The sequence below is a fragment of the Saccharopolyspora sp. 6M genome (genome assembly GCF_020176775.1).
GTDB lineage: Bacteria > Actinomycetota > Actinomycetes > Mycobacteriales > Pseudonocardiaceae > Saccharopolyspora_C > Saccharopolyspora_C gregorii.
In genome coordinates, this window is record NZ_JAIUJZ010000065.1 from 1 (window position 1) to 19543 (window position 19543).

General features: G+C 72.7%; 16 protein-coding genes. 6 read left to right on the top strand and 10 right to left on the bottom strand.

Annotation, left to right across the window (positions count from 1 at the left end; translation table 11 throughout):
* Positions 1–196 precede the first annotated feature (196 nt).
* Both LCD31_RS10620 and LCD31_RS10625 read right to left on the bottom strand, forming a co-directional pair.
* Entirely contained in the window at positions 197–1825 is a 1629-nt protein-coding gene (locus tag LCD31_RS10620) for an ABC-F family ATP-binding cassette domain-containing protein (protein WP_224957660.1), read from the bottom strand.
* A gap of 251 nt (positions 1826–2076) precedes the next feature.
* Complete coding sequence (locus tag LCD31_RS10625) at positions 2077–2745, bottom strand: acVLRF1 family peptidyl-tRNA hydrolase (protein WP_224957662.1); 669 nt, start codon at positions 2743–2745, stop codon at positions 2077–2079.
* A gap of 160 nt (positions 2746–2905) precedes the next feature.
* Between LCD31_RS10625 and LCD31_RS10630 the strand changes: the two genes are divergently transcribed.
* Positions 2906–4201, top strand: coding sequence for an MFS transporter (locus LCD31_RS10630; protein WP_224957664.1), 1296 nt, complete (start codon positions 2906–2908; stop codon positions 4199–4201).
* Between the two features lie 57 nt (positions 4202–4258).
* On the opposite strand, the gene LCD31_RS10635 is transcribed toward LCD31_RS10630, so the two are convergent.
* Positions 4259–5833, bottom strand: coding sequence for a deoxyguanosinetriphosphate triphosphohydrolase family protein (locus LCD31_RS10635; protein WP_224957666.1), 1575 nt, complete (start codon positions 5831–5833; stop codon positions 4259–4261).
* Positions 5834–5975: 142 nt separating this feature from the next.
* Here LCD31_RS10635 and LCD31_RS10640 point away from each other — a divergent pair, with 142 nt between their 5' ends.
* Both LCD31_RS10640 and LCD31_RS10645 read left to right on the top strand, forming a co-directional pair.
* Entirely contained in the window at positions 5976–7178 is a 1203-nt protein-coding gene (locus tag LCD31_RS10640) for a lycopene cyclase family protein (protein WP_224957667.1), read from the top strand.
* Positions 7179–7359: 181 nt separating this feature from the next.
* A complete protein-coding gene (locus tag LCD31_RS10645; RefSeq protein WP_224957668.1) occupies positions 7360–9150 on the top strand; it encodes a GGDEF domain-containing protein in 1791 nt (596 codons plus the stop codon).
* 120 nt (positions 9151–9270) lie between these two features.
* On the opposite strand, the gene LCD31_RS10650 is transcribed toward LCD31_RS10645, so the two are convergent.
* The 7 genes from LCD31_RS10650 to LCD31_RS10680 are packed head-to-tail and all read right to left on the bottom strand — an operon-like array spanning position 9271 to position 15802.
* A complete protein-coding gene (locus LCD31_RS10650) occupies positions 9271–9702 on the bottom strand; it encodes a metal-sulfur cluster assembly factor (RefSeq protein ID WP_224957669.1) in 432 nt (143 codons plus the stop codon).
* The gene (gene sufU / locus LCD31_RS10655; protein ID WP_224957670.1) at positions 9699–10160 is read right to left on the bottom strand and encodes a Fe-S cluster assembly sulfur transfer protein SufU; all 462 of its coding nucleotides are present in this window, start codon (positions 10158–10160) and stop codon (positions 9699–9701) included. Before sufU ends, LCD31_RS10650 begins: the two co-directional genes overlap by 4 nt.
* Before the next feature lie 18 nt (positions 10161–10178).
* Entirely contained in the window at positions 10179–11480 is a 1302-nt protein-coding gene (locus LCD31_RS10660) for a cysteine desulfurase (protein ID WP_224957671.1), read from the bottom strand.
* Positions 11477–12250, bottom strand: coding sequence for a Fe-S cluster assembly ATPase SufC (gene sufC, locus LCD31_RS10665; protein ID WP_224957672.1), 774 nt, complete (start codon positions 12248–12250; stop codon positions 11477–11479). Before sufC ends, LCD31_RS10660 begins: the two co-directional genes overlap by 4 nt.
* A 48-nt stretch (positions 12251–12298) precedes the next feature.
* Positions 12299–13489: a Fe-S cluster assembly protein SufD gene (gene sufD, locus LCD31_RS10670; RefSeq protein WP_224957674.1), complete on the bottom strand. Its 1191-nt coding sequence runs from the start codon at positions 13487–13489 to the stop codon at positions 12299–12301.
* 1 nt (position 13490) lies between these two features.
* A complete protein-coding gene (sufB, locus tag LCD31_RS10675; protein ID WP_224957675.1) occupies positions 13491–14954 on the bottom strand; it encodes a Fe-S cluster assembly protein SufB in 1464 nt (487 codons plus the stop codon).
* Positions 14951–15802, bottom strand: coding sequence for a metalloregulator ArsR/SmtB family transcription factor (locus LCD31_RS10680; protein WP_224957676.1), 852 nt, complete (start codon positions 15800–15802; stop codon positions 14951–14953). The genes sufB and LCD31_RS10680 overlap by 4 nt, the downstream gene beginning before the upstream one ends.
* Before the next feature lie 130 nt (positions 15803–15932).
* Here LCD31_RS10680 and mptB point away from each other — a divergent pair, with 130 nt between their 5' ends.
* From mptB to LCD31_RS10695, 3 genes are all read left to right on the top strand, one after another.
* Positions 15933–17669: a polyprenol phosphomannose-dependent alpha 1,6 mannosyltransferase MptB gene (gene mptB, locus LCD31_RS10685; protein ID WP_308015838.1), complete on the top strand. Its 1737-nt coding sequence runs from the start codon at positions 15933–15935 to the stop codon at positions 17667–17669.
* A gap of 50 nt (positions 17670–17719) precedes the next feature.
* Positions 17720–18661 carry an ABC transporter ATP-binding protein gene (locus LCD31_RS10690; protein ID WP_374108094.1) on the top strand — a complete coding sequence of 314 codons (942 nt, stop codon included), beginning with the start codon at positions 17720–17722 and terminating at the stop codon, positions 18659–18661.
* A 131-nt stretch (positions 18662–18792) separates the two neighbouring features.
* On the top strand, positions 18793–19515 hold the full coding sequence (locus LCD31_RS10695) for an ABC transporter permease (RefSeq protein WP_224957726.1): 723 nt from the start codon (positions 18793–18795) through the stop codon (positions 19513–19515).
* Positions 19516–19543: the final 28 nt, after the last annotated feature.

The following is a 19543-nucleotide window of genomic DNA, read 5'->3' on the forward strand; positions in this document are numbered from 1 at the left end:
GTCCTCGGGCCGCACGCCCCAGCCGCGGGCGAGCCGCAGCGCCTGCTCGCCGTCGGGGGGGGGGGGGCGCGCGGGGGGGGGGGCGGCGCCCCCCGCCGGGGCGGGGGGGGGGGGCGCCGCGGGGCGCGCGGGGCCACCGGTCGTCGCGGCGGACCGTGACGCGTTGCGGAAAGGTCGTGGTGGGAAAAACCACTCGTCAGGCGAGTTGCACTAGCTCCAAGTAATCAGCCGACCAGTGGTCCTCGGTCCCGTCGGGCAACAGGATCACCCGTTCCGGCTCGAGTGCTTCCACGGCTCCTGGATCGTGCGTGACCAGGACCACCGCTCCGGTGAAACTGCGCAGCGCGTCGAGGACCTGCTCGCGGCTCGCGGGGTCCAGGTTGTTCGTCGGCTCGTCCAGCAGCAGCACGTTCGCGGCGCTGGAGACGAGGCCCGCCAACGCCAACCGCGTCTTCTCGCCACCGGAGAGGGTGCCCGCGGGCTGCTCCAGCTGTTCGCCGCGGAACAGGAACGCGCCGAGCAGGGTGCGCAGCTGCTGTTCCGGGGTGTCCGGGGCGGCGCTGCGGATGTTCGCCCACACGCTCGCGTCGTGGTCGAGGGTCTCGTGCTCCTGCGCGTAGTAGCCGACGCGCAGGCCGTGCCCGGGTTCCATGGCACCCGCGTCCGGTTCCTCCATGCCGCCGAGCAGCCGCAGCAGCGTGGTCTTGCCCGCGCCGTTGAGACCGAGGACCACGACCTTCGCCCCGCGGTCCACCGCCAGGTCCACGCCGCTGAAGATCTCCAGCGAGCCGTAGGACTTCGACAACCCGCTCGCGGTGAGCGGGACGCGCCCGCAGGGCGCCGGGTCGGGGAAGCGGATCTTGGCGACCTTGTCGTCGACCTTCTCCTCTTCCAGGTCGTTGACGAGCTTCTCCGCGCGGCGGGCCATGTTCTGCGCGGCGACGGCCTTGGTCGCCTTGGCGCGCATCTTGTCGGCCTGCGCCATCAGCGTGGAGGCCTTCTTCTCGGCGTTGGCGCGTTCGCGGCGGCGGCGCTTCTCATCGGCGGCCCGCGCCTCCTGGTAGCGCTTCCAGTCCATGTTGTAGACGTCGGCCTCGCCGCGGACCGCGTCGAGGAACCACACCTTGTTCACCACGTCGGCCAGCAGGTCCACGTCGTGGCTGATCACCACGAGCCCGCCGTCGTGCGAGCGGAGGAATTCGCGCAGCCAGTTGATCGAGTCCGCGTCGAGGTGGTTCGTCGGCTCGTCCAGCAGCAGGGTCGTCGCCGAACGGCCGCCGGGCCCCGCCTCGGAGGCGGCGAACAGGATGCGGGCGAGCTCGACGCGCCTGCGCTGACCACCGGAGAGGGTGCGCAGCGGCTGGGACAGGATGCGGTCCGCCAGCCCGAGGTTCGAGCAGATCCGCCCGGCCTCGCTCTCGGCCGCGTAGCCCCCGCGGGCGCCGAAGCGCTCCTCCAGCTTGCCGTAGCGGTTGATCGCCTTGTCCCGCTTCCGGTCGTCGGCGAACTCGGCCATCTCGGTCTGCGCCTTCTCCATGTCGCGCAGCAGCTGGTCGAGGCCGCGGGCGGAGAGCACCCGGTCCTTCGCGGTCACCGACAGGTCGCCCTCGCGGGGGTCCTGCGGGAGGTAGCCGAGTTCGCCGCGTCGGACGAGCTCCCCGGCGTAGGGCTCGCCCTCACCGGCGAGCACCCGCAGCGTCGTCGTCTTGCCCGCGCCGTTGCGGCCGACCAGGCCGATCCGGTCGCCCGGCTGGACGCGCAACGTGGCGCCGGAGAGCAGGATGCGCGAACCCGCGCGCAGTTCTAGGCCCGAGGCAGAGATCAAGGAAGGCTCCGAAGACGTAGTGGTCGAGCGAGATCACGGGGACGCCCGCCGCAGGCCGGTCCGGTCACCGGGTTCGACGGGCCGAGGGCACCGCGGCTAATCGGCGGAGACCGTCGTGCGCGGCCCCCGCAGGCGGAGCTCCGCCGCGCACCTGTTCGTCGCGCGCTTGCTCACCACGTGCCCAGTGTAGCGGCCGGTCCCGCGGCTCCGGCGCGCACTCCGCACCCCGGCGACGGGACGCGACCGGCCGGTCACGGTTCGCGGACGTAGACCTCGACGGCGGTGGCGCGTTCGGCGGCGTCGTCGAGGATGGAACGCCGTGGTTCCGGGACGTCGAGCACTCGCGGTTCCGCGGTGGCCAGGAACTCCCGCAGCCGCGGTTCGGCGCGCAGCGCCTCCAGGGCCCGCCGGTCACCGCCGAGCACCAGCGCGTCCAGCCGGTCGCGCTCCGGCAGCAGCACCCGCGCGACGTCGGCCGCGGCCGACTCCAGCGAGCGCCGGGCCTGGCCCTCGCGGCGGCGGGCGAAGCGCTGCTGGGACTGGCCGCCCGCCTTGTTCCGGCCGTGCACCAGGTGCCGGTCGGTGTGGGAGACCTCGACGGCGCCGCCGCGGGCGATGCCGACGCTGTGCGCGCCGAGGCGCACCAGCACCAACCCGATCCGCCGCGGCGTGCGCGCGTGCTCCACCAGCGGTCGCACCGCGAGGCCGGGGCGTTCGCCGTGCGGCCCCGGCAGGTCCGCGAACGCGACCGCGACCCGCGCGGTGGCGCCCTCGGCGGCGGTGACCACGACCTCGCGCGGGGCGAGCTCGGTGCGCTCCGCCCCGCCGTGGCGGGTGGCGAAGCGTTCGAACCAGCCGGCCAGCCGTTCCGGCTGGTCCGCCGCCGCCCGGCCGCCCCCGACGAGTTCCCTGCTGCGCATGCCCCCATCCCAGCACGCGCGGGCTTCCCGGCGCGAGGACGTTCGGCGCAGCCGGGGGCTCCGCTCGCCCGAGCCACCGCTGCGTCGATCGGCAGCCCGTTGACGTGCACCGACCCGAGTGCGGATGATCTGTATCACATCGATCGGGAGGTGCGCCGGGATGACCGCTCCCCCTTCCAGCGCGCGGCGGGTCGCGTTCGCCGGGCTGATCGGCACCACCATCGAATGGTTCGACTTCTTCATCTACGGCACCGCCGCCGCGCTGGTGTTCAACCGGTTGTTCTTCCCCGAGTTCGAACCGCTGCTCGGCACCCTCGCCTCGTTCGCGACCTTCGCCGTCGGGTTCGTCGCGCGGCCGCTGGGCGGGGTGCTGTTCGCGCACCACGGGGACCGGCACGGGCGGAAACCGGTGCTGGTCGCGTCGCTGCTGCTGATGGGCGTGGCGACGGTGCTGATCGGGGTGCTGCCGACCTACGGGACCGTCGGCGTCGCCGCTCCGCTGCTGCTGGCGGTGCTGCGGTTCGCGCAGGGCATCGGCGTCGGCGGCGAGTGGGGCGGGGCCGCGCTGATGGCGGTGGAGCACGCGCCGCCGCACCGGCGCGGCTTCTACGGCAGCTGGCCGCAGATCGGGGTGCCCGCCGGGCTGCTGCTGGGCAACCTCGTGTTCGCCGCGCTGTCCGCCGGGCTCGACGAGGCCGCGTTCCTGACCTGGGGCTGGCGGGTTCCGTTCCTGTGCAGCGGGGTGCTGATCGGCGTCGGCCTGCTCATCCGGCTGCGGATCAGCGAGAGCCCCGTGTTCCAGCAGGCCGCCCGCGAGCAGCCGCGGACCCGGGCACCGGTGCTCGACGTGCTGCGCGAGCACCCGCGGACCGTGGCGCTGGCCGCGGGCTCGTTCCTCGCCACCAACGCCACCTTCTACGTGGGCACCACCTGGATCGTGGCGTACGCGACGAGTTCGTTGGGCTACGAGCGCACCACCGTCCTCGGCGCCAACGCGTTGCTGAGCTTCGCCGACATCCCGCTGATGCTGGCGTTCGGGCTGCTCTCCGACCGCATCGGGCGGCGCGGGATGTCGATGGCGGGCATGGCGGGGCTGGCGGTGTTCGCGGTGCCGTACTTCCTGCTCGTCGACAGCGGCTCGATCGGCCTGTTCCTGCTGGGCGGCGTGGTGGTGCAGCTGTGCCGGACCGCGGTGTACGGGCCGCAGTCGGCGTACTTCGCGGAGCTGTTCAGCACCCGGTTCCGCTACAGCGGCGCGTCGCTGGCCTACCAGCTGGCGGCGATCTTCGGCGGCGGGCTGGCGCCGATGATCTGCACCGCGCTGTACGGGTGGACCGGCTCGTCGATGGCGATCGCCGGGTACGTGATCGCGGTGTGCCTGATCTCGCTGGGTTCCGGCTACCTGCTCACCGAGACCTACCGGCGCACCCTCACCGAGGCACCGCCGACCGGCTGAGGACCGGTAGCTCCACTCCCCCGCGCCGGGACCCCGCGCGGCGAGAACGGGGATCCCTCAGATGGAGATCTCCGAGAACAGCCGGGTGGTCCTGCCGGAGAGCGCTTCGAGGAGGGACGCGGCCTGGTCGTCGGTCAGCGAGGCCACGAAGTCGATCACCGCGCGGCCGCGGGCCCACCGCTCCAGGTCCGCCGCGCCGAGCTCGTGGCCGCCGGTCGACAGCGCGATCGGATCGCTCCCGCGCAGCTCCGCGAACTCCGCGCGGGCCCGTTCGAACAGGTCCCGCAGCCGGTGCGGCAGCCGCGCCGCCTCGCTGCGGTCGATCAGCCACGAGTCGAGCGCGGTCACCAGCTTCGTCAGCAACCGGTCCTGGCCGCGCTGGTGCAGCGCCAGGTCGGGGCGTTGCAGCACGAAGCGGCGGTGCACGAACTTGAGCACCTGCACCTCGTGCCACTGCTCCGGTGCCAGCGACACGTGCCCGGAGCGCACCGTCGGCGTCCGCTCCACCCGCACGCCCTCCACCAGCCGCCGCGTCCACTCACCGGAGAACACCGCGACCGCCTGCTCGGCCTGCTTGGAGCGGTCGAACGGCACCTGGAGCAGCTTCGCGACCAGCTCGTCGAGCACCCGCTTCACCGCGTCCGTGAACGCCGCGTCCGAGGCGATCCAGGAGTCCTTCGCGTGCAGCCTGCGCCGCAGCCGCTCCAGCGACCGGCCCGGCAGGTGCTCGGTGCCCGCGAGGTCCGCGTCGCCCAGCTTCGCCAGCTCCACCTGGTGCGCCAGCCATTCGGTGAGCTCGTTGGACACGGTGGTGTGCTGCAGGATGCCGACCCGGTGGAAGTCCTCCAGGTCGTGGATCGCGTAGGCGATGTCGTCGGCGGTGTCCATCACCGAGGCCTCGACGGTCTGCTGCCAGCTCTCGATGCGGCCGCGGAACACCGACCGGCAGTCCCGCATGTCCTCCAACTCGGTGACGTAGCAGGAGAACTTCGCCGAGCCGGTGCCCGGCGCCTCGTCCGGCTCCGACGCGCCCCGCGGCGGGACCCGCAGGTCGCGCGGGTGCGGCGACGGGCGGTGCCGCCGGGTCCACGGGTACTTCAGCAGCGCGGCGCGCACCGCGGCCGTGAGGTCCAGGCCGTCCCCGGCCCCACCCGGGTCACCGCGCACGTCGATCGAACTCACGATCCGGAACGACTGCGCGTTGCCCTCGAAACCGTCCACGAGCCCGAATTCCTGGCGCGCGATCCGGTCCAGCACCGTCTCCCCGAGGTGTCCGAACGGCGGGTGCCCCAGGTCGTGCCCCAGCCCGGCGGCCTCCACCACGTCCAGGTCGCAGCCGCCGAGCTCGTCCATCACCGCCGCCGCGTCCGGATCGGCGCACAACCGCTCGCCGATGGCTCGCGCCACCTGGGCCACCTTCAAGCTGTGCGTGAGCCGGTTGTGCAGCAGCATCCCCGACCCGCTGGGCGTCACGACCTGCGTGACACCACCGAGGCGGGCGAAGAACGCGGAGCTCGACACCCGGTCCCGGTCGGCCCGGAACGGGCTGGCCGCCAGGTCGGAGGCCGGGCGTCCGGCGCGGACTGCGTCGCTGCGGCGGGAGGTTCGCTCGACCGGAGGATCGGTTCGCATGCCCGCACGTTACTGCGTGCCTCCCCGCTGCCGGGGAAGCGTTCGGACGACGCCACCGCGGAACCACCGGAACCCGCGGCGCGTGGTCGAAGCCGCCCCGGCCGAGCGGCGGCACCCGCACCGGTCGTGATCTGATGCCATCGTGGTGGACGTGCTCATCGTGGGGGCGGGGCCGGCCGGACGGGCGGTGGCCGCGGCCTGCGCCGACACCGGACTGGACACGACCGTGGTGGATCCGGCGCCGCGGCGCGGCTGGGGGCACACCTACGGCTCCTGGGTCGACGAACTGCCCGCGTCGGTCCCGCGCGAGGCGCTCGCCGCCGTGACCGGCTCGATGCTGGCCTACGGCACCGCGCGCCACGAACTGGACCGGCCCTACGCCGTGCTGGACAACACCGCGCTGTGGAAGCACCTGTGGCGGTCCGACGTGCAGGACGTGACGGGCCGCGTGGTGGGCGCCGAGCACGGCCCGACCGGATCGACGGTGCACCTCAAGGACGGCAGGCGGCTCGCCGCGGCCCTCGTCGTCGACGCCTCCGGCGCGGCGCGGGTGCTCTCCGGCGGCCGCCCGGCGCGGACCGCGGCCCAGCAGTCCGCGGTGGGCGTGGTGCTGGACTCGGCCGCGGCCGAACCGCTGTGCCCGCCGGGGTCCGGGGTGTTCATGGACTGGCGGTCCGCGCCCGACACCCGCGGCGGCTGGCCGACCTTCCTGTACTGCGTGCGGCTCGGCGGCGGCGCGGTGCTGCTGGAGGAGACCTCGCTGGCCCGGCGGCCGTCGCTGCCGCTGGCGCTGCTGCGCCGCCGGCTGCACGGCAGGCTCGCGGCGGCGGGCATCGAGGTGCCCGACGGGGCCGCCGAGGAGCGGGTGCGGTTCCCGGTGGACGACCCGGTGCCGATGCCGGGCCGGGTCGTGGCGTTCGGCGCCTCCGGTGGCCTGGTGCACCCGGCCAGCGGGTTCAGCGTGGCCGCCGCGCTGCGGCAGGCGCCGTGGCTGGCGGGAGCGCTCAGCGCGGGCCTGAGCGCGGGTCCGGCGAAGGCGTCGAAGGCGGCCTGGGCGATCTCCTGGCCGCCGCGCGCGGTCGCGGTGCACGGGCTGCGCAGGCGGGCGCTGCGCGCGCTGCTGGCGTTCCCGCCGGAACTGGTGCCCGAGTTCTTCGACGTGTTCTTCTCGCTGCCCGACGCCGACCAGGCCGTGTTCCTCGCGGCGGACCACGACCCCGCCCGGACGGCGGCGGTGATGACGGCGCTGTTCCGCCGCTCCCCCTGGTCCGTCCGGCGTAGGCTCGTGACCGGCGGATTCGGCCCCGGAGGCGGCGAGGCGCAGCACGGCTTCGGCGGTCTCTGAGCGGTACCGCACGCCACGACCCGCACGTCAGGACGCTGTGTCGGTTCCCACAGCGGGTGGGCGAGCTGGGTGCCCGAGGACGGTTCGTCGCGCTAGGTTGGCGTCCGGCAACCCCCCGTCCCCAGACGAGGAGCAGCTGAGATGTCGGTGAACAGGTCGTGAACCCGCTCGATGGAGAGCCATGAGTGCAGGCAGCATCGACCCCGTGCTCGCGCTGGTCAACGAAGTGCGCTTCGCGTTCCAGCCCCTGATCAACGTCAAGACCGGTGCCATCGTGGCGGTGGAGGCCCTCGCCCGTCCCACCGGTGGGGACGTGCACGACCTGTTCCGGGAAGCGGCCCGGCACCGCAGGCTCACCGAGCTCGACGTCGAGCTGGCGCGCAGCGCCGTGACCGCGGCCGCCGACCACGAGACGCTGTTACCGCTGCACCTCAACCTCTTCGGCGGCACCGTCACCCACGACCTGCCCCGCATCGAACGGCTGCGGGAACGGTTGCACGAGGTGGGCCGCCGCGAGCACGAGGTGACCTTGGAGATCGGCCCGCCGTTCGCCCGCCTCGACCCGGGCCAGCTGGTGGAGGGCGTGCAGGCGCTCAAGGCCGACGGCTTCCAGATCGCGGTGGACGGCGTCGGCGACGGTGACGTGCCGCTGGCGCTCATCGCCGACATGGAACCGGGCATGGTGAAGCTGGACCGGGGCGTGGTGAGCGGCCTGCCGGATTCGGCGGCGCGCCGGGCGGTGCTGGAGGCGGTGCGGCACCTGTGCGAGGCCGCGGACGCCGACCTCGTCGCCGAAGGCGTGGAGAACGACCGGCAGCTCTCGGCGCTGCGGCGCACCGGGGTGCGGCTGGTGCAGGGCAACCTGCTGGCCCCGCCCGCGCGCCGGCCTCCGACCACGATCACCGTCCCGGGGGTGGCCGCCGAGGTCACCGACCCGGCCGGGCAGCCGGTGAACACCCTCGCCGCCGGCCCGCGGGTCACCGAGTTCCTCTCCCCCGCCACGCTGCTGCCGGTGGACGCGACCGCCGACAAGGTGCGCGGCGTGCTCGCCGACCACCCCGAGATCAGCGGAGTCGTGGTCGTCGACGAGCACAACCGGCCGCAGTACACCATCGACCGCAACCGGTTCCTGCTCGCCGTCACCGGTCCGTACGGGCACGCGCTGCACGCGAAGCGCCCGGCTTCGCGGCTGGCCGACGAACCCCGCGTGGTCACCACCGCGACCACCGCCATCGAGGCGTTGAGCCTGGTCACCCGGTCCGACCAGTACCGGATGTACGACGACGCGATCGTCGTCGACGAGTCCGGCCGCTGCCTGGGCGCGGTGCGGGCCGGGCACCTCATCCGCGGCATGGCGGACCTGAAGGTGGAGGAGGCGGCGGCGCTGAACCCGCTGACCAGACTGCCCGGCAGCGACTCCATCGCCAGGGACGTGGGCAGGCGGATCGCCGCCGGGGACGTGTTCGCGGTGAGCTGGCTGGACATCGACGAGTTCAAGTCGGTCAACGACGGCGCCGGGTTCTCCGCGGGGGACGACCTGATCCGGTCGATCGGGCGGGTGCTGACGGATGCGGCGACCTCGCTGCCGTCGGTGCGCGTCGGGCACGTCGGCGGCGACGACTTCCTGCTGGTCGCCGATCTGGACGACCTGGTACCGCTGTCCGAGCTGCTGCTGGACCCGCCGCGGGAGGCGGGCGGGGTGCCGGTGACGCTGTCGCTGGCGACGCTGGTGTGCACGCAGAGCACCGTGACCGGCTACGACGAGGCGTCCCGGCTGCTGGCACCGCTGAAGCACCGCGCGAAGGACCTCACCGGGTCGAGCTGGGTGATGTCGCGCCCCGGTTCGGACCACGTGGACGTGCTGCGCGGGAAACCGGCGCCGCAGCCGTTCGCCGTGCCGGACGACCCGGCGGGCGGCATCTTCCCGGCGCACGACCCGGACCGGCGCCGGCCGCAGTCCCGGCTGCGCTGATCCCCGGGTTGCCGACCCCGGCGGCTGATCCCCGGGTTGCCGACCCCGGAACGCGCGGCGGCCCCCGGCTCGGGACCGGAGTCCCGCCGGGGGCCGCGCTGCGAACCGGTTCGGTCCGAGTCAGACGGTGAAGCCGAGCGCGCGCAGCTGCTCGCGCCCCTCCTCGGTGATCTTCTCCGGGCCCCACGGCGGCATCCACACCCAGTTGATGCGGAAGTCGCTGACCAGGCCGCCGCCCGGACCGCCGGTGAGCGCGGAGCGGGCCTGCTCCTCGATCACGTCGGTCAGCGGGCAGGCCGCCGAGGTCAGCGTCATGTCCACCGTGGCGCTGTTGTCCTGCTCCACGCGCACGTCGTAGACGAGGCCGAGGTCGACGACGTTGATCCCCAGTTCGGGGTCCACGACGTCGCGCAGCGCCTCTTCGACGTCTTCGAGCGCGGCGAGTTCCGCTGCCGGAGCCGGGGGCTCCGGGAGGTTCTCGGCGCCGCGCGCCACGTCGGTGGCCTCGCCCGCGGCTGCTTGCTCGTCCTGCACCTGGGTTCGGTCTGTCATGACGCTCCCACTTCGTCGACGACGCGCGAAACGGCGTCCTTGAAAGCCATCCAGCCCAGCAGCGCGCACTTCACGCGCGCCGGGTACTTCGCCACCCCCGCGAAGGCGATGCCGTCCTCCAGGACGTCCTCGTCGGGTTCGACCTGGCCGCGACCCTGCATGAGTTCGCTGAACGCGGCCTGCCTGCCCATCGCCTCCTTCACCGACTTGCCGACGACGAGGTCGGTGAGCACGGAGATCGAGGCCTGGCTGATCGAACAGCCCTGCCCCTCGTAGGAGACGTCTTCGACGGTGGCGTCGAGGCCGTTGCCCGCCAGCCGGACCCGCAACGTCACCTCATCCCCGCACACCGGGTTGACCTGCGAGGACTCCGCGTCGAACGGGTCCCGCAGGCCGTGCCCGTGCGGGTTGCGGTAGTGGTCCAGGATGATCTCCTGGTACATCTGTTCGAGCTGCATCACACGTCCTTCAGCCGTTCACCCGACACCGAAGAAACGCTGGGCCTCCCGCACAGCTTCCCCGAGCGCCCGGACCTCGTCCAGATCGTTGTACAGGTAGAAGCTGGCGCGGACCGTCGCGGGCACGCCGAACGCCCGGTGCAGCGGCCACGCGCAGTGGTGACCGACGCGCACCTCGACGCCCTGGCTGTCGAGCACCTGGCCGACGTCGTGCGGGTGCACCCCTTCGACCACGAACGCGACCGTGGCACCGCGGGCCTCGGTGGTGGCGGGGCCGATGATGCGCACCCCGTCGATCGCCGACAGCTCGTCGAGCGCCGCCGCGGCCAGCTTCTTCTCGTGCGCGGCGATGCGTTCCATGCCGACCACCGACAGGTAGTCCACGGCCGCGCCGAGCCCGACGACCTGGGAGGTCATCGGCACGCCCGCCTCGAACCGCTGCGGCGGTTCGGCGAACGTGGCGCGGTCGATGTGCACCATCTCGATCATCGACCCGCCGGTGATGAACGGCGGCATCGCGCGCAGCAGCTCGTGCCGCCCGTAGAGCACGCCGACCCCGGAGGGCCCGAGCATCTTGTGCCCGGAGAACACCGCGAAGTCCACGTCGAGCTCGGCGAAGTCCACCGGCGCGTGCGGCACCGACTGGCACGCGTCGAGCACGACCAGCGCGCCGACCTGGTGCGCCCGCGCCACGACCTCGTCGAGCGGGTTCACCGTGCCGAGCACGTTGGACTGGTGCGCGACGGCGACGACCTTGGCCCGCTCGGTGATCACCGCGGACACGTCGGACAGGTCGAGCCTGCCGTCCTCGGTGACGCCGAACCAGCGCAGCGTCGCCCCCGTGCGGCGGCACAGCTCCTGCCACGGCACGAGGTTCGCGTGGTGCTCCATCTCGCTGACCACGACCTCGTCGCCCGGGCCGAGGCGGAAGCGCTCCGCCTCGGGACCGGACGTCGCGGCGTTGCTCATCGCGTACGCGACCAGGTTGACGCCCTCGGTCGCGTTCTTGGTGAACACGACCTCGTCCACCCCGGCACCCACGAAGCGGGCGATCTTGGCGCGGGCGTCCTCGTAGGCGTCGGTGGCCTCCTCCGCGAGCTGGTGGGCACCGCGGTGCACCGCCGCGTTGGAGGTCTCCACGAAGGCGCGCTCCGCGTCCAGCACCTGGCGGGGGCGCTGCGACGTCGCCCCCGAGTCCAGGTACACCAGGCGCCGGTCGTCGCGGATCGTGCGGCCCAGGATCGGGAAGTCGGAGCGGATCGCCGCGACGTCCAGCGGGCCCGCGGCCGCACCGGCAGTGGTGAGGGGCTGAGCGGTCATGACTGCGCGACGGCCTCCTTCTTGCCGGTGAACCGCACGTAGCCGTTCTTCTCGAGCTCGTCGGCCAGCTCCGGCCCGCCCGACTCGACGACCTTGCCGCCGGCGAACACGTGCACGTGGTCCGGCGTGATGTGGTTCAGGATGCGGGTGTAGTGCGTGATCAGCAGCACACCCTTGTCGCCCTTGGACGTGTACCGGTTGACGCCCTCGGACACGACGCGCAGCGCGTCGACGTCGAGGCCGGAGTCGGTCTCGTCGAGGATGGCGAACTTCGGGTCCAGCAGGTCCAGCTGCAGGATCTCGTGCCGCTTCTTCTCGCCGCCGGAGAAGCCCTCGTTGACGCTGCGCTCCGCGAACGACGGGTCGATGTCGAGCTCGGTCATCGCCTGCTTGACCTCCTTGACCCAGTGCCGGATCTGCGGGGCCTCACCGCGGACGGCACCGGCGGCGGTGCGCAGGAAGTTCGACATGGACACGCCCGGCACCTCCACCGGGTACTGCATGGCGAGGAACAGGCCGGCGCGGGCGCGCTCGTCCACGCTCATCTCCAGCACGTCCTCGCCGTCGAGCAGGACGGAGCCGGAGTCGATCTGGTACTTGGGGTGCCCGGCGATGGCGTAGGCCAGGGTGGACTTGCCGGAACCGTTCGGGCCCATGATCGCGTGGATCTGGCCGGAGTCGATCGTGAGGTTCACGCCGTTGAGGATCGGCTTGGCGCCTTCCTCGGTGAGGACGGAACCGTGCAGGTCCTTGATCTCCAGGGTGGCCATTGTGCTGTGTTCTCCTGGTACGTGGGGAAAGGGAGTGAGGGGGCGGCGTCAGGCGCCGACGACGGCCAGCTCGGCCTCGATCGCGGCCTCCAGCCGCTCCCGGACCGCGGGCACCGTGATCTTCTGCAGGATCTCGCCGAAGAAGCCGCGGACCACCAGTCGGCGGGCCTGCTCCTTCGGGATGCCGCGGGCCTGCAGGTAGAACAGCTGCTCGTCGTCGAACCGGCCGGTGGCGCTGGCGTGACCGGCGCCTTCGATCTCACCGGTCTCGATCTCCAGGTTCGGCACCGAGTCGGCGCGGGCGCCTTCGGTGAGCACCAGGTTCCGGTTCAGCTCGAAGGTCTCGGTGCCTTCGGCCGCGGCCCGGATCAGCACGTCGCCGATCCACACCGAGTGCGCCGCGTCGCCCTGCAGCGCGCCCTTGTAGAGCACGTTGCTGCGGCAGTTCGGCTGCGCGTGGTCGACCAGCATCCGGTGTTCCAGGTGCTGGCCCGCGTCGGCGAAGTACAGGCCGAGCAGCTCGGCGTCCCCGCCCTTGTCCCCGTAGGTGATCGTGGTGTTGACCCGGACCAGGTCGCCGCCGAGGGTCACCGCCAGGTGCCGGAACACCGCGTCCCGGCCCAGGTAGGCGTGCTCGGAGCTGACCTGGGTCGCGTCGTCGGCCCAGTCGTGCACGGACACGACCGAGAGCCGGGCGGAGTCGTCGGTGATGAACTCGACGTTCTCGCCCAGCACGCCGGAGCCGCGGTAGTCGAGGACGACGACCGCTTCGGCGAACCGCTCGGCGCGGATCTGGATGTGCCCGAACGCCGTCTCGCCCTCGCCGGGGCCGTGCACGACGACGCTGACCGGCTCGGCCGGCTGCACGTCCTTCGGGATGGTGATGACGGTGGCCTGCTCGAAGGAGCTCCAGGCCTGCGCGGCGATCCGGTCGGCGGGCACGCCGCCCTTGCCGAGGCGCTCGTCGTCGCGGCCGACGGTCTCGACCGTGACCTCGGCGCTCGCCTCGACCTCGACGTTCAGCGAGGCGGTCGCCTTCGCGGTGCCGTCGTGCAGCCCCTTGAGCCGCTTGATCGGGGTGAACCGCCAGTCCTCCTCGCGGCCGCCGGGGACCTCGAAGGCCTCGACGTCGTAGGAGGTGAAGCGCTCGCCGCGGGAGGACTGCGGCACGACCGCGCCCCCGTGGCTGTGCTCGGTCAGGCCGTGCTGGGCGTCGGCGGTGTCAGTGGTGCTCGTCATGTCAGCCGACGGCCCCTTCCATCTGCAGCTCGATCAGGCGGTTCAGTTCCAGCGCGTACTCCATGGGCAGCTCCCGCGCGATCGGCTCCACGAAGCCGCGCACGATCATCGCCATCGCCTCGTCCTCGGTCAGACCGCGCTGCATCAGGTAGAACAGCTGGTCGTCGCTGACCTTGGAGACGGTGGCCTCGTGGCCCATGGACACGTCGTCGACGCGCACGTCGACGTACGGGTAGGTGTCCGAGCGGCTGATCGTGTCGACCAGCAGCGCGTCGCACTTGACCGTGGAGGCCGAGTGGTTGGCGCGCTTGGCGACCTTCACCAGACCCCGGTAGGAGGTGCGGCCACCACCGCGGGCGATCGACTTGGAGACGATCGTCGAGGAGGTGTGCGGAGCCATGTGCTCCATCTTCGCGCCCGCGTCCTGGTGCTGGCCCTCACCGGCGAACGCCACCGAGAGCACCTCGCCCTTGGCGTGCTCGCCCATCAGGAACACCGACGGGTACTTCATGGTGACCTTGGAGCCGAGGTTGCCGTCGACCCACTCCATGGTTGCGCCCTCTTCGGCCTTGGCCCGCTTGGTGACCAGGTTGTAGACGTTGTTCGACCAGTTCTGGATGGTCGTGTAGCGGCAGCGAGCGCCCTTCTTGACCACGATCTCCACGACCGCCGAGTGCAGCGAGTCGCTGGAGTAGATCGGGGCGGTGCAGCCCTCGACGTAGTGGACGTAGGCGTCCTCGTCGACGACGATCAGCGTCCGCTCGAACTGGCCCATGTTCTCGGTGTTGATCCGGAAGTAGGCCTGCAGCGGGATGTCGACGTGCACGCCCTTCGGCACGTAGATGAACGAGCCGCCGGACCACACCGCGGTGTTCAGCGCGGAGAACTTGTTGTCCCCGGCCGGGATGACCGAGCCGAAGTACTCCTTGAAGGTCTCCGGGTGCTCGCGCAGCGCGGTGTCGGTGTCCAGGAACTGGACGCCCTTCTCCTCAAGGTCCTCGCGGATCTTGTGGTAGACCACCTCGGACTCGTACTGGGCGGCGACACCGGCGACGAGCCGCTGCTTCTCCGCTTCCGGGATGCCCAGCCGGTCGTAGGTGTTCTTGATGTCCTCGGGCAGGTCCTCCCAGCTCTGGGCCTGCTGTTCGGTCGAGCGCACGAAGTACTTGATGTTGTCGAAGTCGATGCCCGACAGGTCGGCGCCCCAGTTCGGCATCGGCTTGCGCTCGAACAGCCGCAGCGCCTTCAGCCGCGCTTCGAGCATCCACTCCGGCTCGTCCTTCTTGGCCGAGATCTCCCGGACGACGTCCTCGTTGAGCCCGCGTCGCGCGCCTTCGCCCGCGACGTCCTTGTCGGCCCAGCCGTACTCGTAGTTGCCCAGGGTCGCCAGCGTCTCCTCTTGGCTGAGCTGGCCAGAGTTGTTCGACGCCGTGGTGGGTGTGCGCTGCTCGGCAGCGGCAGTCATACGGACTCCCCTCCGTCAGGAATCGGGGCGGTCTGCCGCCCGTCGGTCTGGGACCGGTCGTGGGCGGCCGGATCGGTTTCGGCCGACGCGGATGCCGGGATGACCTGGGTCTCCGGGCCGCGATCGGCGGTTCGCTCGGACCGCGTGAGCGGTACGTGCGTCGTGCAGGCCGCATCGCCGTTGGCGATGGTGGCCAACCGCTGCACGTGGGTACCGAGGACTTCGGCGAAGGCCTCCGTCTCGGCTTCGCACAGCTGCGGGAAGTCCGCAGCGACGTGCGCCACCGGGCAGTGGTGCTGGCAGAGCTGCTCACCGGAGGCCACGCTGCGCGTCGAGGCAGCGTAGCCCTCGCGAGTCAGCGCACCGGCGAGGACCTCGGCCCGTTCGGCCCTGGTCCGCGCGGCGGCCAGCGCCTCCCGGTGGTGGGCGACCAGTGCGGCGATGCGCTTGCGCGCGAACTCCCGCACCGCCTGCTCACCGTCGGTGTCGGCGATGAACCGCAGCGCCGCCACGGCTAGGTCGTCGTAGGCGTGCCCGAACCTGGCCCGGCCGACCTCGGTCAGCAGGAACAGCTTCGCGGGCCTGCCCCTCCCCCGGCGCTGCCGGGCGGAGGACTCCCTGGTGTAGGCCTCGCCTTCGGTGACCAGCGCGTCGAGGTGCCTGCGCACCGCGACCGAGCTGAGCCCGAGGGCTTCGGCCACCGCCGCGGCGGCGATCGGCCCGCGCTCCAGCAGGAGGCGGGCGACCGAGTGCCGGGTCCGCCCGTCCCCGGACGGCGCACCAGCACCCGGGGCTGCGGCTCCCGAGTCGGCGGCCGCAGCCGGAGGTGGCGTTCCGGCGTTTTTCACAACACCGATGTTACCTATTTAGCTCCGACACACCAGACCGCAGGTCCGCCAACGTGACCCGGATCACCCCGAACGGCGGTTGTGCGACGGCGGGACGGGCCGCCCACCGGCTGCCCTAAGCTTCGGTGCCGTGGGCGCAGGCGAGACGAACCAGCAGGACGAAGCCGGGCCGGGCGAGTCAGCGACCTCCGGCACCCCGGCCGACGGCACCACCCCCCGGGGCGCGACCCGGTCGCGGGACGCCGCCGCGACCGCACCGACCGGCGCTGAGCAGGACGGACGCGGCACCACCCGGGTCGCCGACGCCCCACCCAGCAGCGACACCGCCTACGCGGGCGACGCGCCCGCCGCGCAGCAGCCCGCCCCGCTCGACGCGCCCGAACGCCGCCAGCTCGACCTGGTCCGCCGCTTCGGCACCACCGGCTCGCTGGTGCTCGCCTTCGGCGCCATCGGCGCGGGCGCCGCTCCCGTCGACAACCCGCTGATCGGGGTCCGGCTGCTCGGGCTGCCCGCGCGCATCCCCACCGTCGCCATGGCCTGCGCCTGGCTCGGCATGCTCATGGTCGTCACCGCGTGGCTCTGGCTCGGCAAGCTGTCCTGGCCCGGCCGGGACCGGATGGTCAGCCGCACCCAGATGGACCGCACCATCGTCATGTGGGGGCTGCCGCTGGCCGTCGCGCCGCCGCTGTTCAGCACCGACATGTACACGTACCTGGCGCAGAACGCGGTGGCCGCGCAGGGCATCAACCCGTACACGCTGGGACCGGGCACCGCGCTCGGCGTGGACCACCCGCTGGTCGCCAACGTGCCGAACATCTGGCGCGACACGCCCTCGCCCTACGGTCCGCTGTTCCTGCTGTTCGGCCAGCACCTCGGCCGCGTCATCGGCGACGACGTCGTGTTCGGCGTGCTGCTCTGGCGGGTCGTGATGATCATCGGTCTGATGCTGGCGATCTGGGCGATCCCGCGGCTCGCCGCCCGCTGCGGGGTGCACCCGGTGGCCGCGCTGTGGCTCTCGGCCGCCAACCCGATCACGCTGTTCCACGTGGTCAGCGGCGCGCACAACGAGGCGCTGCTGGTCGGGATCATGCTCGCCGCCATCGAGCTCGGGCTGCGCTGGCGCGGACCGCTCGGCGTGGTCGTCGCCGGGGTGCTGCTCAGCATCGGCGGGGCCATCAAACCGCCCGGCTTCGTGTCCCTCGGCTTCTTCGGCATCTACGTGGCCCGCAGGCGCGGCGGGCGGATGCGCGACCTCGTCGGCGTCGCCGCCGTGCTCGCCGTGCTGATGCTCGGCACCATGACGATCATCACGGTGGCCAGCGGCTGGGGCCTCGGCTGGATCGAGACCTACGACGTGCCGAACCGGATCAAGACCTGGCTGGCGCCGATGACCGCGTTCGGCATGACCGGCGGCGGGGTCGGCATGCTGCTCGGCCTCGGCAACCACACCAACTCGATGCTGGTCATCACCAAGATCTTCGGATACGCCATCACCGGGCTGGTGTGCGTGCGGCTGCTGTGGCTGGCGTTCAAGGGCCGGATCGAACCGCTGGCCGCGCTCGGCATCACCCTCGGCACGCTCGCCGTGTTCGGGCCGGTGCTGCACCCCTGGTACCTGCTGTGGATGGTGGTGCCGCTGTCGCTGGCCACCAACGACCACCGCTTCCGGATCGGCGCGGCCACCATCTGCTCCATCGTCGCGCTCGTGGTCCCGCCGACCGGGGCCGCCTACATCCTGCGGGCCTACCAGGTGCCGTTCGCCGTCATCGCCTCGATCCTCGCCTTCGGGATCCTGCTGTGGCTCGTGCGCGGCAAGGTCCCGCCGCTGCTGCCGACCCGGGCGGATGAGCGCCCCGTCACGTCATAGGCTTGGACGTCGTGAACGAAGCCGCGAGCACCCCCACGCCCGGCCCGGTGATCGAGGAACCGGCCGCCGACGGCGACGCGCTGGACGTGCGCGGGCTGACCAAGCGCTTCGGCGACACCACGGCCGTCGACGGGCTCGACCTGCGGATGCCGCGCGGCAGCGTGCTCGCCCTGCTCGGACCCAACGGCGCGGGCAAGACCACCACCGTCGAGATCTGCGAAGGCTTCCAGCGGCCCGACGGCGGAACGGTGCGGGTGCTCGGGCTCGACCCCGCCACCCAGGGCGAACGGCTGCGGCCCCGGATCGGCGTCATGCCGCAGGGCGGCGGCGCCTACCCGGGCGTGCGGGCCGCCGAGATGCTGGAGCTGGTCGCGACCTGCTCCGCGGACCCCATCGACCCGCGCTGGCTGCTCGACGTCCTCGGGCTCACCTCCGCCGGGCGCACCCCGTACAAGCGGCTCTCCGGCGGACAGCAGCAGCGGTTGTCGCTGGCCTGCGCGCTCGTCGGCCGCCCCGAGCTGGTGTTCCTGGACGAACCGACCGCCGGGCTCGACCCGCAGGCCCGCCACCTGGTGTGGGACCTGGTCGCCGCGCTGCGCCGGGACGGCGTCGGCGTGCTGCTGACCACCCACCTGATGGACGAGGCCGAGGCGCTCGCCGACCGGGTCGTCATCGTCGACCACGGGCGCGCCGTCGCCGACGGCACCACCGCCGAGCTCACCGCCGACCCGCGGGGCAGGCAGGAGCTGAAGTTCCACTCCGAGCCCGCGCTCGACCTCGGCCTGCTGCTGGCCGCGCTGCCCGAGGGCTACGAGGCCGTCGAGCAGCGCGCGGGCCGGTACGTGGTGCGCGGCACCATCGACCCGCAGGTGGTCTCCACCGTGACCGCGTGGTGCGCGCGGCACGGCGTGTTCGCCAACGAGCTGCGGGTGAGCAGGCGCAGCCTGGAGGACGTGTTCCTGGACCTGACCGGACGGGAGTTGCGCTCGTGAACCACGGCGCCGCCAAGACGGGGACCGGCACCGCCGGGACCGGACTCGCCCGCGACGACCGGGCCGCCCCGCGCCCCGGCGAGCGGTTCCCCGCGGGCACCTTCGCGCCCGCCCCGGGACGCGGACGGGCGCTGCGGATGCTCGCCGCGCACACCCGGATCGAAGCGCTGCTGATCATCCGGCACGGCGAGCAGGCGCTGCTCACGCTGATCATCCCGCTGGCGCTGCTGATCGGGCTGAGCACGCTGCACATCGGCACCGTGCCGGAACCACGGGTGGACTCGGTGGCGCCGCGCATCCTCGCGCTGGCCGTGATGTCCACCGCGTTCACCGGGCAGGCCATCGCGCTCGGCTTCGACCGCCGCTACGGGGTGCTCAAGCGGCTGTCCGCGACGGCGCTGCCGCGCTGGACGCTGATCAGCGGCCGGGTGCTGGCGACGCTGCTGGTGGTGGCGCTGCAGGCGGTGCTGCTGGGGATCACGGCCGCGCTGTTGGGCTGGACGCCGAGCCCGCTGGGGATCGTGGCGGCGCTGCCGCTGCTGGTGCTGGGCACCCTCGCGTTCGGCGCGGCCGGGGTGCTGGTGGGCGGCGCGTTCCGGGCGGAGATCGTGCTGGCGGTGGCGAACGCGATCTGGTTCGTGCTGCTGCTGGCCGGTGGGCTGGCACTGCCGATGAGCGATCTGCCGGGCCCGGTGGGCGCGATCGCCGGACTGCTGCCCTCGGGTGCGCTGGCGACCTCGCTGGAGGCGGCGCTGGAGCACGCGGCGCTGCCGGGCTGGCAGCCGCTGCTGGTGCTGGTGGCGTGGGCCGCGGCGGCCGGGGCGCTGGCGGTGCGCACCACTCGGCTCACCTGACCGGACCGAACTTCCGGACCCGGTGGTT

What these genes read in the sequence shown, in the direction of transcription:
- LCD31_RS10660 (WP_224957671.1), bottom strand. Translation starts at nt 11,480, where the DNA reads ATGACCGCTCAGCCCCTCACCACTGCCGGTGCGGCCGCGGGCCCGCTG.
- sufU (WP_224957670.1), bottom strand. Translation starts at nt 10,160, where the DNA reads ATGCAGCTCGAACAGATGTACCAGGAGATCATCCTGGACCACTACCGC.
- sufD (WP_224957674.1), bottom strand. Translation starts at nt 13,489, where the DNA reads ATGACGAGCACCACTGACACCGCCGACGCCCAGCACGGCCTGACCGAG.
- LCD31_RS10650 (WP_224957669.1), bottom strand. Translation starts at nt 9,702, where the DNA reads ATGACAGACCGAACCCAGGTGCAGGACGAGCAAGCAGCCGCGGGCGAG.
- sufC (WP_224957672.1), bottom strand. Translation starts at nt 12,250, where the DNA reads ATGGCCACCCTGGAGATCAAGGACCTGCACGGTTCCGTCCTCACCGAG.
- LCD31_RS10630 (WP_224957664.1), top strand. Translation starts at nt 2,906, where the DNA reads ATGACCGCTCCCCCTTCCAGCGCGCGGCGGGTCGCGTTCGCCGGGCTG.
- sufB (WP_224957675.1), bottom strand. Translation starts at nt 14,954, where the DNA reads ATGACTGCCGCTGCCGAGCAGCGCACACCCACCACGGCGTCGAACAAC.
- LCD31_RS10625 (WP_224957662.1), bottom strand. Translation starts at nt 2,745, where the DNA reads ATGCGCAGCAGGGAACTCGTCGGGGGCGGCCGGGCGGCGGCGGACCAG.
- LCD31_RS10635 (WP_224957666.1), bottom strand. Translation starts at nt 5,833, where the DNA reads ATGCGAACCGATCCTCCGGTCGAGCGAACCTCCCGCCGCAGCGACGCA.
- LCD31_RS10645 (WP_224957668.1), top strand. Translation starts at nt 7,360, where the DNA reads ATGAGTGCAGGCAGCATCGACCCCGTGCTCGCGCTGGTCAACGAAGTG.